This is a genomic window from Salipiger mangrovisoli (assembly GCF_015223355.1).
GTDB lineage: Bacteria > Pseudomonadota > Alphaproteobacteria > Rhodobacterales > Rhodobacteraceae > Salipiger > Salipiger mangrovisoli.
Window position 1 is genome coordinate 132,286 of sequence record NZ_JADFFK010000001.1, and the last position, 14,124, is coordinate 146,409.

Consider the following 14,124-nt stretch of genomic DNA (forward strand, 5'->3'; position numbering starts at 1 on the left):
CTTGCCAGAGCCTTTACACGATATATAGTGGTTTTGTAGCTGGGGCGGGGTGTCCCGCTCTGGTGCCCTTACGAGCAGACAGAGCGGGGGACGACTCACTCATGGACGGCGACTTCAGGACCCATTTCGTTCGAGAGCCCTCGGCGCTCCGCCAGCATCCGGCGCTGGTGCTGAACGCGGATTACCGCCCGCTCTCCTACTACCCTCTGTCGCTCTGGCCATGGCAGGAAGCGGTGAAAGCAGCCTTCCTCGACAGGGTGGATATCATCGCCGAATACGACGAAGAGGTCCGAAGCCCCTCGATGGTGATTAAGATACCCAGTGTCGTGGTGCTAAAAGATTACGTAAAACCGAGAAAGCGCGTGGCCTTCACGCGCTTTAATCTTTTTCTGAGGGATGAATTCCGCTGCCAGTACTGCGGCAGCAAGGGCGATCTGACCTTCGATCACGTGGTGCCGCGCGCCTCGGGTGGGATCACCAGCTGGGAGAACGTGGTGGCGGCCTGTTCGCCCTGCAACCTGCGCAAGGGCTCGAAGAGCCTGCGCCGGGCCGGCATGTCGCTCTACCGCGCGCCGCGACAGCCCACCGCGGGCGAGTTGCTGAACGTCGGGCGGAAATTCCCGCCAAACCACCTGCATGAGAGCTGGCTGGACTTTCTCTACTGGGACGCCGAACTGGACGCCTGAGCCGGGCGGCGGCAGGGCAGGCGCCGAAAACGAAAACGCCGGGCGAAGGCCCGGCGTTCCTGTGTGATGCGGTGGCGCAAGGACTCAGCCGGCGGTGGGCTCGGCGGTGGGCGCTGCCGCCACCTTGCCCTTGCCGGTCGAGAGCGGATCGTCGGCGCGCTGCACGGAGCCTTCGAAATGCGCACCGGACTCGATGGCGATTGTCTTGTGGATGATGTCACCCTCGACGCGGGCGGTGGCGGTCAGGCGCACCTTGAGGCCGCGCACGCGGCCGACGATGCGGCCGTTGATCACCACGTCATCGGCAATGATCTCGCCTTTGATGGTGGCGGTCTCGCCGACGGTCAGCAGGTGCGCGCGGATGTCACCCTCGATGGTGCCCTCGACCTGGATGTCGCCGGTGGTCTTGATGTTGCCGGTGATGTGCAGATCGCTCGACAGGACCGAAGCCGGCGGTTTGGCCTTCGGTGCGGTCGGTTTGAACTCGGTCGACCGGGGCGCATCGGAAACAGCGGGTTTCGCCGCGGCATCCTCGGCCTTGGGCCCGGGTTCATTGATCTTGCTCTTAGAAAACATCGTTGGCAGCCTTGATGTAGATCATGGGATTGACGGGTTCCCCACCAACGCGCACTTCATAGTGCAGGTGCGTGCCGGTCGACCGTCCTGTATTTCCCATAGCACCAACCTGCTGTCCGCGCGAGACCCTTTGGCCGACCTTCACGTTGATTTTGGACATGTGGGCGTAACGCGTCTCGATCCCGAACTCGTGCTGGACCTTCACCAGACGGCCGTAGCCCGACATCCAGCCCGCGTGGGTGACCACGCCATCGGCGGTGGCATAGATCGCCGTTCCATGCGGGGCGGCGAAATCGGTGCCGGCGTGCAGCCGGCCCCAGCGGCGGCCGAAGCCCGAGGTGAAGCGGAAGGGATCCTTCAGCGGCACCGAGAAGGGGGCCTTTTCGGCGGCGATGCGGTAGATGTTCAGCTTGTCCATCTCGCCGAGGATGCGGTTGGCGCGCTCGGTGCTCGCCGAGGGTGCCTGGCCGCGGGTGCTGAAGGTCAGCGGGGTCAGCGGGCCGCCCTGGCCCGAGTAGCCCTTGCGCACCTGCTTGATCAGCGTGTCGGGGTTCATGCCGGCGGCCTTGAACATCTTGTCGAGCGGCTCGACCGAGATGGTCATCGCATCCTCGAGCTGCCGGAAGATGATGTCATTCTGCTCTTCCAGGAGCCGCATCTCGGTGGCGATCTCGTCGGCGCGGACCAGGGCATCCTGCGCGTCGACGACCACCTGGTCGCGTTCCGCGGCGGTGCGGGCGAGCATATCGGTCAGCAGATCGAGCGTGCCATCGCCCTCGCCGCCGGCAGAGGCGATCGCGGTGCCGCCCTCGGTCATCTGCTGCTCGAGCATGGTGAGGCGTGTGGCTGCCTCTTCGCGCTGCTTCATCGTGGTGCCGAGGGTGGACTGGATGACGTCGATGCCGGTTTCCAGCTCGCGGCGGCGGGTCTCGCTGTCGAGAAGCTGGGACTGCATCTCGGAAACCTGGGCGAGCGCGGTGTTGAAGCGTTCCTGTGCGGCCTTGGCTTCGGCGGCGCGGATGTCGCGTTCACGCGAAAGCTCGTTGAGGCGCTGCTGGTAGGTGGTCTGGTCGCGGCGGGACTGCTCGCGGAAGTTGCCGGCGCTGATGCTGTCCATCAGCAGGATCGAGGTGGCGACGATGGTCCAGCCGACGGTCAGGGCGATGCCGAGCATCGCGATGGCCTGCGTTCCGGATCGGAGCCGGATGAACCGCGTGTCGGTGTCCGATCGGAGAAATAGCCGACGTTCCGGAAAATAGCGCTCAAGAAGCGCGTGCCATTTTATCGCAAGCCGCGTCCGCACGTGTCTGTCCCTCGTTCCGTCCCAATTCCGGTCCGGGTCCCCTAGCTCCCAAACCTGCAAAGGGACTAACAGACCCCCTCGAAATCGCAACAATTTTGGGCTTGCGATTCGTGGTGGAAGGCGGATGGGCGCGCAAGCGGCGAAAACTCGCCGATCTCAGATACTTCTTTAGGATAGGTTCTGCCCGGTTTCGCGTCGCTTTTGTGGGCAGCGCGTGACGCAGCGGCAGGAGGGGCGCCGCGCTGCGACCCTCCTGCGGAGTTCCGGGGCCGGGCCCAACGTCCTTCGAAGGACGTTGCAACTCCCTTTGAAGGGAGTTGGCGCCGCTCAGAGATCCTTGGTCGCGGCCAGGACCTCATCGGCGTGTCCGGGCACCTTCACCTTGCGCCATTCGCGCAGGATGCGACCGTCACCGCCGATCAGGAAGGTGCTGCGCTCGATGCCCATGAAGGTCTTGCCGTACATCTTCTTTTCCTTCCACACGCCGAAGGCGGCGCAGGTCTGTGCCGTCTCATCCGACAGCAGCGGCACGGCGAGGGCCTTCTTGCGCATGAATTTCTCGTGGCTCTCCATGGCATCTGCCGAGATGCCGAAGACCTTCACGCCAAGCGCCTCGAACTCGGGCATCAGGCGCGAGAAATCCTGGTTTTCGACCGTGCAGCCCGAAGTGTCGTCGCGCGGATAGAAGAAAAGCACGACCTTCTCGGGACGCAGGGCGGACAGGGTGATCTCTCCGCCGCCGGTGACGGGAAGGGTGAAATCGGGGGCCATGTCGGACATCGTGCAGCTCCTTTGGACGGTTCGCTTTGTTCGGTACTTGGGCTAGAACGCAAATCAGGACAATAGCCAGATGAGAGCGCGCTTCCAGTGACAGAGGGCCCGACCCAGAGAAAACGACGCTCGCGCCGGCGCCGCGTGGTGATCTGGGGGTGTGGTTGCGGGCTTGGGGCCGTGCTGCTGGTCGCGCTGCTTCTGGCCGGTGGCATCTGGTACGCGATGGGGCGCTCGGTCTCGGCCCCGGTCTGGCTGCGCACGGCGATCGAGGCGCGCCTGGCCGAGGCGTTGCCCGGCACGCGGGTGGATTTCGGTGACCTGCGGCTGCGGTTGCAACCCGACTGGCTGGCGCGCATCGCGCTCACCGATGTCGAGCTGCGCGGCGAGGATGGCGCGCAGCTGGCGACGCTGGGGTTGATCGAGGCGGGGCTGGTGCCGACCAAGCTGCTGCGCGGCGAGTACGCGCTGCGCGCGGTGCGGGTCTCGGGGGTGCAGCTGATCGTCCGCCGGGATGCCGAGGGGCGGCTGACCATGGGCTTCGAGGGGGTTCTCGGCTCGGGCGGGTCGGCCCCCGATCTGCCGACCATCATGGCGCAGATCGACGCACTGACCGAGGATCCCCGCCTTTCCGGCCTGCGCGCGGTCGAGGCGGATGCGCTGACGCTGCGCTACGAGGATGCCCGCGCCGGTCGCGCCTGGACGGCCGACGGCGGGCGCATCGGGCTGCACCGCGAGGCGCAGGTGCTGCGGCTCTCGGGGGATGTTGCGCTGCTCGGACGCGGCGATGTGCCGGCCACGCTTTCGGTGAACGCCGAAAGCCCGATCGGCAGCGGCTCGGCCAGTTTCGGCGTGACGCTCGGCAGCCTCGACGCGCAGGACATCGCGACGCAGGCGCCGGCGCTGGCCTGGCTCAACGGCCTGCGCGCGCCCATCTCGGGCGCCTTGCGCGGCGCGATCACCGGCGCCGGGGACCTTGGCGAACTTTCGGCGACGTTGCAGATCGGCGCCGGCGTCCTGCAACCGCGCGCCGACACCCAGCCGATCCCCTTCGAGGACGCGCGCACCTATTTTTCCTTCGATCCAGCGACCGGGACGTTGAATTTCGACGAGATCTCGGTGACCAGCGCGCTTGGCACCGTGGTCTCGGATGGGCGGGCGGTGCTCGAGGGGCTGTCGCGCGGCATGCCGGGGGCGATGGTCGGTCAGTTCCGCTTCACCCGGCTCGAGGCCGACCCGGAGGGCTTCTTCGACGACAAGCTCAAGCTGGCCGGGGCCGAAACCGACTGGCGGCTCAGTTTCAACCCGTTCCGCTTCGAGTTGGGGCGGCTGCGGGTCACCGACCCGGCGCTGCCGCTCAGGGCCAGCGGCGCGCTCTCGGCCGAGGAGGGCGGCTGGCGCTTCGCGCTTGATGCCCAGCTCGACACGCTGACCCCCGAGACACTGCTGGCCTACTGGCCGCGCGCCGCCGCCGAAAAGGCCCGCGAGTGGGTCGAGAAGAACATCTACGCCGGCACGTTCCAGAATGTCCGCGCCGCGCTTCGGCTGGAGCCGGGCGGCAAGCTCGTCCCCTATCTGCAGAGCGATTTCAGCGGTGTCGAGCTGACCTATTCCCGCACGCTTCCGCGGCTCTACGAGGGGGTGGGGCAGCTCACCTTCCTGCGCAATCGGCTGACCGTGGCGCTCGACAGCGGCGAGGTGCGGCCGCGGCAGGGGGGCTTGCTTCATGGCAAGGGGTCGAGTTTTGTCATCCCCGACCTGACCGCGCGGCCGATGACCGGTGAGGTGATGGTGCGTGCCAAGGGCAGCCTCGAGGCGGCGCTCTCCTATCTCGACGAGGCACCGCTCGAGGTCATGAAAAAGGCCAACAAGCCGGTGGCGCTCGGCACCGGCGAGGTCGCGGCGGATGTGCGTGTGGTGACCCCGCTCAAGCGCGGCGTGCAGCGCGAGGAGATCACGGTGATCGCCGACGCCACGGTGACCGGCGTCGAGAGCAGCGAGATCGTGCCGGGCAAGGTGCTGACCTCGGACGAGCTCTACGTGGCGGTGGATGACACCGGCGTGAGCGTCGGCGGCAAGGGCGCCCTGTCGGGCGCACCCTTCGACGGGGCCTGGACGCAATCCTTCACCCCGGACGCGCCGGGCAGCGTCGAGGGCGAGGTGGTGCTCTCGGAGGCGGTGGCGCAGGCGCTGGGGATCGGCCTGCCGAAAGGCACGTTCTCGGGCGAAGGGCGCGGCCGTATCGAGATCACGCTGCCGAAGGGCCAGCCGCCGCGCTTCGCGCTGACCTCGGACATGGCGGGGCTGGGTGTCTCGCTGCCGCAGCTCGGCTGGCGGCTGTCGCAGGGCGGCACCGGCGCGCTTGAAGTCGCCGGCACCCTTGGCGCCCCGGTGTCGGTCGAGAAGCTGGCGGTCACGGCGCCGGGGCTGACGGCACAGGGCTCGGTGGATCTCAACGAAAACGGCACGCTGCGGCGGTTGTCGCTGCCGGTGCTGCGCGCCGGGGGGTGGCTTGACGGCGCGGCGGTGTTGACCGGGCGCGGACGCAACGCCGCTCCAGCCATGCGCATCACCGGCAATGCGCTCGACATGCGCGGCGCGCCGCTCGGCGGGTCCGGAGGCAGCGGCGGCGGGGGCGGGCCGATCGAGGTCGCGGTGAACCGTCTGCAGGTTACCGACAAGATCGCCGTCAACAATTTCCAGGGCAAGTTCGACACCCGTCGCGGGATCAACGGCTCGTTCACCGGCGCCGTCGGTGGCCGTGCCGCCGTACAGGGGGACGTGGTGCCGCAGAACGGCGGCACGGCGATCCGCATCCGCGCCCGCGATGCCGGTGATGTGCTCAAGGGTGCGGGCGTCATGCAGAACATCCAGGACGGCACCTTCGACCTCACCCTCGTGCCGGTGAAGGGCAAGAGCGGCGAGTACGATGGCTTGCTGAAGATCGAGGGCACCCGGATGCAGAAGAACCCGGCGGTGGTGCAACTGCTCGACGGCATCAGCGTGGTCGGCATCATCGACCAGCTGAACGGGCCGGGCATCTTCTTTTCCGAGGTCGAGGCACGGTTCCGTATGACGCCGCAACAGATCATCCTGACCCGGTCGAGCGCCATCGGACCCTCGATGGGCATCTCGATGGACGGTTACGCCAACCTCGCTTCCGGCATGATGGACATGCAGGGGGTGCTCTCGCCGATCTACGTGATCAACGGCATCGGCCAGCTGTTCTCGCGCAAGGGGGAGGGGCTGATCGGCTTCAACTTCAACCTGCGCGGCCCGGTGGCCGATCCGGCGGTCAGCGTGAACCCGCTTTCGGTCTTCACTCCGGGCATGTTCCGTGACATTTTCCGCCGCCCGCCCCCGCAGGTGAGCCAGTAGCGCCCCAGACCCTGACAAGCCCTCCAAGAGTTCCGAAGATCCCATGCAGCTTTCCGATTTCGACTTCCCTCTGCCCGAGGATCTCATCGCCACGCGCCCGGCGCACCCCCGCTCCTCGGCGCGGCTGCTGGTCGCCGAGGGCGAGGCGATCACCGATACCATCGTGCGCGACCTGACCGGGTGGCTGCGCCCCGGTGACCGGCTTGTGCTGAACGACACCAAGGTGATCCCGGCGCGTCTTTCCGGCCTGCGGCACCGGTCGAGCGCTCAGGGCGAGACCGAGGCGCGGATCGAGATCACCCTGCTGGAGCCGCGCGCGGGCGGGCTCTGGGCGGCGCTGGTGAAGCCGCTGAAGAAGCTGCGCGAGGGCGAGACGGTGGTGCTCTCGGAACGGCTCTCGGCGACGCTGGAGGCGCGCGAGGAGGGGCAGGGGCTGTTCCGCTTCAACCTCACCGGCGAGGATTTCGACGCCGCGCTGGCCGAGGCCGGGGCGATGCCGCTGCCGCCCTACATCGCCGCCAAGCGCGCAGCCGACGCGCAGGACAAGGAAGACTACCAGACGGTCTGGGCGAAACGCTCGGGCGCGGTCGCCGCGCCAACGGCTTCGCTGCATTTCGACGAACCGCTGCTGGCGGCGCTGGCCGACTTGGGCGTCGGGTTCTCCCATGTCACGCTGCACGTGGGGGCGGGCACCTTCCTGCCGGTGAAGGTGGATGACGTGACCACCCACAAGATGCATGGCGAGTGGGGCGAGGTGACCGCCGAGGCCGCCGCCGAGATCGCCGCGACCAAGGCGGCGGGCGGACGGGTGATCCCGGTCGGCACCACGGCCCTGCGTCTGATCGAGACCGCCGCGCGCGAGACCGGCGCGATCGCGCCCTGGACCGGGGTCACCGACATCTTCATCTACCCCGGCTTCACCTTCCACGTCGCCGACGCGCTGATGACCAACTTCCACCTGCCCAAATCGACGCTGATGATGCTGGTCGCGGCCTTCATGGGCAAGGACCGGATGGACCGCGTCTATGCCCACGCGCTGGCCGAACGCTACCGATTCTTTTCCTACGGTGACGCGTCGCTGCTGATCCCCTGACCCGATGCGCGGCGCGGTCGCGGCTTCGGCGGTTTCACAATGCCGCCGTATCCCGGTGGCACGATGTGCGTGTTTCCGCGCCATTTTGTGAATCCCCTTGCGCCGGAAGCCCGGCACGGGCAGGGCAGGGCAAGGCGGAATCACCGCGGCGTGACGCTGCGGAATTCGGACGGAACGACGGAAAGAGGGATCTGAGCGATGGGCGAGGTTCTGAAACACTCCTGGGCGCTTCTTCTGGGGGTCATGCTGCTGATGGTCGGCAACGGCCTGCAAGGTTCGCTTCTGGGCGTGCGCGGCAACGGTGCGGGGTTCTCGGCCTTTTCCATGTCGGTGGTCATGGCGGGCTATTTCGCCGGCTTCCTGCTCGCCTCGCGCGTCACCCCCGGCATGATCCGGCGGGTGGGCCACGTGCGGGTCTTCGCCGCGCTCGGCTCGTTCATCTCGGCCGTGCTGATCCTCTACCCGGCTTTTCCGCATCCGATCGTCTGGACCATCGAGCGCATGGTCATCGGCTTTTGCTACTGCGGCGTCTACGTGACCGCCGAGAGCTGGCTCAACAACGCCTCGTCGAACGAGAACCGCGGGCAGGCGCTCTCGGCCTACATGATCGTGCAGATGGTCGGCATCATCGCCGCGCAGATGCTGCTGCTGGTGCCGGACCCCTCGGGTTTCCTGCTCTTTGTCATTCCCTCGGTGCTGGTCTCGATCGCCTTTGCCCCGATCCTGCTGTCGATCTCGCCGACCCCGGCCTTCGACACCACCCGCCCGATGAGCCTGCGCGAGCTTTACCACGTCTCGCCGCTCGGCATGGTCGGCATGTTCCTGCTCGGCGGGGTCTTCGCCTCGCAGTTCGGCATGGCGGCGGTTTACGGCTCCGAGGCAGGGCTGACGCTGGCGCAGATCTCGACCTTCGTCGCGGCCTTCTACGTCGGCGCGCTGGTCACGCAATACCCGCTCGGCTGGGTCTCGGACCGGATGGACCGGCGCCTGCTGGTGGTCATCGTGGCGCTGGTCGGCGGGCTTGCCGCAGCGGTGGCAGTGACGCTCTCGGGCAATTTCACCGTGTTGCTGGCCGCCGCCTTCCTGATCGGCGGGGCGTCGAACCCGCTTTATTCGATCCTCATTGCGCACACCAACGACTACCTCGGCACCGACCGCATGGCGGCGGGCTCGGCGGGGCTGCTGTTCATCAACGGGCTCGGCGCCATCGCCGGTCCGCTGATCTCCGGCTACGCGATGGAGGTGATGGGGCCGGGGGGCTTCTTCGTGCTGATCGCGGCGCTGATGCTTGGCCTCACCGCCTATGCCGGTTGGCGCATGACCCGCCGCCCGGCGCCGGTCTCCGACGATGCCGCCAGCGTGACCGCGGTTGGCCCGGTGTCGTCGCCGGTGGCGGTGGAACTGGCGCAGGAAGTCGCGATCGAGGCGCAGGAGGCGGCCGAGGCGGAAGCGGTGGAAGCCGCGCGCCTCGAGGCCGAAAGCGACGGCGCGGCGCGCTGAGTGCCCGTTTCATGAGCGTTGCGTGAATGAAGCAGGGAATGTCGTAATTGACAGAATTTGTGACTTCGCCTTGCGGCAGAAGCGCATGTAACCTTTCAGTGACAACGGAGCGGCACGTAAGGATGGAACGATGAAAGCCCCCGAAGACATTCTCACATTCTGGCTCGACGAGACCGCGCCGGAAAAACGCTACAACGCGGACGCGGCGCTTGATGCCGAGATCCGCTCCCGGTTCGAGGAAACTTGGAGCGCGGCGATGGAGGGACGGTTCGGCCTCTGGCTGACCTATCCCAGCGGCGCGCTGGCCTATGTCATCCTGCTGGACCAGTTCTCGCGCAACATGTTCCGCGGCACGGCCAAGGCCTTTGCCTCGGACGAGATCGCGCTGGCGGCAGCCAAGCAGGCGATCTGGCGCGGCTGGGACCTGAAGATCGACGAGCCCGCGCGGCAGTTCTTCTACGTTCCGCTGATGCACTCCGAGAACCTCTGCGACCAGGAGCGCTGCATCCGCCTGATGAAGGAGCGCCTGCCCGAGACCGGCGCGAACAACCTTCTGCATGCGCGCGCCCACCGCGAGGTGATCCGCGAGTACGGCCGGTTCCCGACTCGCAACGAGGCACTGTCGCGCGCCACCACCACGCCCGAGCATGGCTATCTTCACGGCGGCGGTTACGGTGGTGTCCTGCGTCGGCTTCAGGCGGCTCAGGCGGCCTGAGGCCGGCCTCTGCGCCAGCAAGACCCGGACGAGCTCTTCCAGGGGCCCGCGCGATACGCTCGCGCGGGCCCCTGCGTTTGCGGCCGCCTGCCGATGCCTCGCGGCGGGTTGCGCATTCCGCGCGGTGCGGCCACCTTGCTCGCAGCCCGATGGTGCCCTAGCTGACCGTGGGGAAGGCAATCTTTCGCAGGTGGCGTTGAAGCCCCTCGGGGGATGGTTTAATATCAAACTAATTTGACTCGGCGGGAGAGAGCCATGGCTTCGCAAAGCTTCGACATGATCGTCATCGGTGCAGGACCCGGGGGCTATGTCGCCGCCATCCGCGGCGCGCAGCTCGGCCTGAAGGTGGCCGTGGTGGAGCGCGAGCACATGGGTGGCATCTGCCTCAACTGGGGCTGCATTCCGACCAAGGCGCTGCTGCGCAGCTCGGAGATCTACCACTTCATGCAGCGCGCCAAGGACTACGGTCTCACCGCCGAGAAGATCGGCTATGACCTCGACGCGGTGGTCAAGCGCTCGCGCGGCGTGGCCAAGCAGCTGAACTCGGGCGTCACCCACCTGCTGAAGAAGAACAAGGTCACCGCTTTCATGGGCGAGGCGACCATCCCCGCCAAGGGCAAGGTCACCGTCAAGACCGACAAGGGCACCGAGGAGCTGACCGCGAAGAACATCGTGATCGCCACCGGTGCCCGCGCCCGCGAGCTGCCGGGGCTGGAGGCCGACGGCGATTGCGTCTGGACCTACAAGCACGCGCTGGTGCCGTCGCGCATGCCCAAGAAGCTGCTGGTCATCGGCTCGGGCGCCATCGGCATCGAGTTCGCCAGCTTCTACAACACGCTCGGCGCCGATACGACGGTGGTCGAGGTGATGGACCGCATCCTGCCGGTGGAGGACGAGGAGATCTCGAAATTCGCCAAGAAGCAGTTCGAGAAGCAGGGCATGACCATCCGCGAGAAGACCATGGTCAAGCAGCTCGACCGCGCCAAGGGCAAGGTCACCGCGCATATCGAGCAGAACGGCAAGACCACCAAGGAAGAGTTCGACACGGTGATCTCGGCGGTCGGCATCGTCGGCAACACCGAGGGGCTGGGCCTCGAGGCGCTCGGCGTGAAGGTCGAGCGCACCCATGTGGTGGTGGACAAGCACTGCCGCACGGGCATCGAGGGTGTCTACGCCATCGGCGACATCGCCGGCGCGCCCTGGCTGGCACACAAGGCATCGCATGAAGGCGTCATGGTGGCCGAGCTGATCGCCGGCGGCCACCCGCACGCAGTCGAGCCCTCGTCGATCGCCGGCTGCACCTATTGCCACCCGCAGGTTGCCTCGGTTGGCCTGACCGAGGCCAAGGCCAAGGAAGCCGGCTACAAGATCAAGGTCGGCCGCTTCCCCTTCATCGGCAACGGCAAGGCGATCGCGCTCGGCGAGCCCGAGGGCCTGGTCAAGACGATCTTCGACGAGAAGACCGGCGAGCTGCTCGGCGCGCACATGGTCGGCGCGGAAGTCACCGAGCTGATCCAGGGCTACGTGGTGGGCCGCCAGCTCGAGACCACCGAGGAGGACCTGATGAACACCGTCTTCCCGCACCCGACGCTGTCGGAGATGATGCACGAGAGCGTGCTCGACGCCTACGGCCGGGCGATCCACTTCTGAGATCGACGCAGGATCAAAGACACGAAAGGGCGCCCGCGAGAGGCGCCCTTTTTCATGGGCCGTTTTTCCGGGGAAGGAGGCGAGGGGGCGCCGCCCCCGTCCGCTGGCGCGGACTCCCCCGGGATATTTGGACCTAGAAGAAGTCGGCAGGTCCGCGTTTCTTCTAGGTCCAAATATCCCGGGGGTGAATTCGCCAACGGCGAAGAAGGGGCAGCGCCCCCTTTCGGCGCTGTCAGTGCGAGAGGCGCGCGAGGAAGGCCTCGACCTTGGGTGCCAGCCAGTCCCAGAGCTTGGGTGCGCCGCTCTGGATCTTCGGGGCCATCTTGCGCTCGAAGACCGGCCAGGTGACCTTGTAGTCGACCCAGGAGCCGCCCTCGGTGACGAGGTTCATGTTTGGCGGCTGGAAGCGGTCCACCGACTTGGCGAAGCGCGCGTCGGGGGTCGCATTGGCCTCGAACTCGTCCCAGAGCGCGCGCAGAGCGGCCCCCTGGTCGGCGGGGAGCAGTCCGAACAGCCGGTCCGCGGCGGCGGCTTCCTCGGCCTCCTTGGCGGCTTCGTCGACCTCGCCGAAAAACGGGTTGTCGCCGGCGTCGATCTCGACGAGGTCATGCAGCAGCAGCATCTTGATGACCCGCTCGATGGTCACCCCCTCCGGGGCGTGCTCGCCCAGCACCAGCGCGAAGAGTGCGAGGTGCCAGCTGTGCTCGGCGGAATTCTCGAAGCGCGCGCCATCCGAGGTCTTGGTGGCGCGGGTCACCGCCGAGAGCCTGCCGGCTTCGATGAGGAAGGCCATCTGCGCGTCGAGACGGCGGCTCGTGTCGGCGGGGCTCATGCTTCGGGTGTCCCGCTGGCGGCCGCCTTCGCCGCGGTCAACCGCTCGACGAGGAAGGCCCGCGCCCGGCGCTCGGCGAGGCGGACACGGATCGAGGTGAGAAAGGCCTCTTCGAGCGTGGTGGAGGAGGCGCCGATGACCTTTGCCACCTCCATGAAGAAACGCTCGTCGCCGGTGAGCGACATCACCTTGAACGTGTCCTCGGCCAGCTTGTCGGCAAGCTCGGTGGTCAGGCTCATGGGCTGCAACTCCCCGGCAGGCGCGTCAGCGCGTGGTCTCGGTCAGGCGACGCTTCACGTAGCCTGTGACATTGTCGATCATCGTGCCCATGTGCGGCTCTTCGAAGAAGTGGCCGGCCCCCTCGATCTGCTCGTGGGTGATGGTGATGCCCTTCTGCTCCTTGAGCTTGTTGACCAGCGTCGTGGTGTCCGCCGGCGGCGCAACGCGGTCGCTCGTGCCGTTGATGATCAGCCCCGAGGAGGGGCAGGGCGCGAGGAAGGAGAAGTCGTACATGTTGGCCGGCGGCGAGACCGAGACGAAGCCGGTGATCTCGGGGCGGCGCATCAACAGCTGCATGCCGATCCAGGCGCCGAAGGAGAAGCCCGCGACCCAGCAATGCTTGGAGTTGTTGTTCATCGACTGCAGGTAGTCGAGCGCCGAGGCGGCATCGGAAAGCTCGCCGATGCCCTGGTCGTACTCGCCCTGGCTGCGCCCCACGCCGCGGAAGTTGAACCGCAGCACGGTGAATCCCATGTTGTAGAAGGCGTAGTGAAGGTTATAGACGACCTTGTTGTTCATCGTCCCGCCGAACTGAGGGTGCGGGTGAAGGACGATGGCAATCGGGGCGTCATTGTCTTTTTGCGGATGATAGCGGCCTTCGAGGCGGCCTTCGGGTCCGGGAAAAATGACCTCGGGCATCGGGCGGAAGTGCTCCTGATCGGTGTGCGCGAAATTGTTGACGAAATTTCCGCGGCACTTTAGAACGTTTCTAAATCCCGTGCGGGCACGGGAGAGGGCTTGATTGCAGATATGCAATTGCCCGGTCAAGGTCAATCGGTTGGGCGCGAAGGCGTCCGGGAGGCATGCGTGAAGCTGAGCACCAAGGGACGCTACGCGATGGTCGCGCTGGTCGATATCGCCCTTCAGCCCGAGGGCGACCTGGTGACGCTGGGGGATATCTCGAAGCGTCAGGACATCTCGCTGCCCTATCTCGAGCAGCTTTTCGTGAAGCTGCGGCGGGCGGGGCTGGTGGCCTCGGTGCGCGGACCGGGAGGCGGCTACCGCCTGGCGCGGACCACCGACCAGATCCGCGTGGTGGACGTGCTGGCGGCGGTCGACGAGACGGTGGACGCGATGCACAAGGGGGCGGGCGCCTCGGGCGGGGCCTCGGGCAGCCGCGCGCAGTCGCTGTCGAACCGGCTCTGGCAGTCGCTTTCGGCGCATGTCTACGTCTACCTGCACCAGGCGCGGCTGTCGGATGTGGTGGGCAATGCGCTGGCCCCCTGTCCGGCGGTGCCCTCGCTCTTTGCCGTGGTCGATGAGCCGGTCTCGGAGGACGAGCACGAGGACATCCTCTCCGACGAGGCGTGAGCGCAAGGCGCCGCGCGGGACGAAACCTTA

General features: G+C 66.9%; 13 protein-coding genes. 7 read left to right on the forward strand and 6 right to left on the reverse strand.

The genetic code is table 11. The features are described 5' to 3' along the window. Positions 1–101: 101 nt before the first annotated feature. The gene (locus IQ782_RS00635) at positions 102–686 is read left to right on the forward strand and encodes an HNH endonuclease (protein ID WP_194132681.1); all 585 of its coding nucleotides are present in this window, start codon (positions 102–104) and stop codon (positions 684–686) included. An 84-nt stretch (positions 687–770) separates the two neighbouring features. Here the strand turns inward: IQ782_RS00635 and IQ782_RS00640 are convergent, their stop codons facing one another. From IQ782_RS00640 to IQ782_RS00650, 3 genes are all read right to left on the reverse strand, one after another. Beyond that, positions 771–1,262 (reverse strand): bactofilin family protein, encoded by a 492-nt coding sequence (locus IQ782_RS00640; RefSeq protein ID WP_194132682.1) that lies wholly within the window; start codon positions 1,260–1,262, stop codon positions 771–773. Continuing rightward, entirely contained in the window at positions 1,252–2,565 is a 1,314-nt protein-coding gene (locus IQ782_RS00645) for a DUF5930 domain-containing protein (protein WP_194132683.1), read from the reverse strand. Before IQ782_RS00645 ends, IQ782_RS00640 begins: the two co-directional genes overlap by 11 nt. A gap of 327 nt (positions 2,566–2,892) precedes the next feature. Then, positions 2,893–3,345: a peroxiredoxin gene (locus IQ782_RS00650; protein ID WP_194132684.1), complete on the reverse strand. Its 453-nt coding sequence runs from the start codon at positions 3,343–3,345 to the stop codon at positions 2,893–2,895. Between the two features lie 87 nt (positions 3,346–3,432). Between IQ782_RS00650 and IQ782_RS00655 the strand changes: the two genes are divergently transcribed. The 5 genes from IQ782_RS00655 (at position 3,433) to lpdA (ending at position 11,672) form a co-directional block, all read left to right on the forward strand. After that, positions 3,433–6,714: a YhdP family protein gene (locus tag IQ782_RS00655; protein WP_194132685.1), complete on the forward strand. Its 3,282-nt coding sequence runs from the start codon at positions 3,433–3,435 to the stop codon at positions 6,712–6,714. A 43-nt stretch (positions 6,715–6,757) separates the two neighbouring features. After that, a complete protein-coding gene (gene queA / locus IQ782_RS00660; RefSeq protein WP_194132686.1) occupies positions 6,758–7,807 on the forward strand; it encodes a tRNA preQ1(34) S-adenosylmethionine ribosyltransferase-isomerase QueA in 1,050 nt (349 codons plus the stop codon). 198 nt (positions 7,808–8,005) lie between these two features. Further along, positions 8,006–9,307 carry an MFS transporter gene (locus tag IQ782_RS00665; protein WP_194132687.1) on the forward strand — a complete coding sequence of 434 codons (1,302 nt, stop codon included), beginning with the start codon at positions 8,006–8,008 and terminating at the stop codon, positions 9,305–9,307. Positions 9,308–9,437: 130 nt separating this feature from the next. Next, positions 9,438–10,022: a DUF924 family protein gene (locus IQ782_RS00670; RefSeq protein WP_194132688.1), complete on the forward strand. Its 585-nt coding sequence runs from the start codon at positions 9,438–9,440 to the stop codon at positions 10,020–10,022. 255 nt (positions 10,023–10,277) lie between these two features. After that, positions 10,278–11,672, forward strand: a complete 1,395-nt coding sequence (gene lpdA / locus IQ782_RS00675; RefSeq protein WP_194132689.1) for a dihydrolipoyl dehydrogenase — start codon at positions 10,278–10,280, stop codon at positions 11,670–11,672. Between the two features lie 232 nt (positions 11,673–11,904). Here lpdA and IQ782_RS00680 read toward each other — a convergent pair whose 3' ends face one another. Genes IQ782_RS00680 through IQ782_RS00690 form a run of 3 tightly spaced genes read right to left on the reverse strand, consistent with a single transcriptional unit; the run spans position 11,905 to position 13,422 of the window. Continuing rightward, a complete protein-coding gene (locus IQ782_RS00680; protein WP_194132690.1) occupies positions 11,905–12,504 on the reverse strand; it encodes an HD domain-containing protein in 600 nt (199 codons plus the stop codon). Continuing rightward, positions 12,501–12,743 carry a hypothetical protein gene (locus tag IQ782_RS00685; RefSeq protein WP_194132691.1) on the reverse strand — a complete coding sequence of 81 codons (243 nt, stop codon included), beginning with the start codon at positions 12,741–12,743 and terminating at the stop codon, positions 12,501–12,503. The genes IQ782_RS00680 and IQ782_RS00685 overlap by 4 nt, the downstream gene beginning before the upstream one ends. Positions 12,744–12,768: 25 nt before the next feature. Then, a complete protein-coding gene (locus IQ782_RS00690) occupies positions 12,769–13,422 on the reverse strand; it encodes an alpha/beta hydrolase (RefSeq protein WP_194132692.1) in 654 nt (217 codons plus the stop codon). A 168-nt stretch (positions 13,423–13,590) separates the two neighbouring features. On the opposite strand from IQ782_RS00690, the gene iscR reads away from it, so the two are divergent. Continuing rightward, complete coding sequence (gene iscR / locus IQ782_RS00695) at positions 13,591–14,094, forward strand: Fe-S cluster assembly transcriptional regulator IscR (protein ID WP_194132693.1); 504 nt, start codon at positions 13,591–13,593, stop codon at positions 14,092–14,094. Positions 14,095–14,124 lie beyond the last annotated feature (30 nt).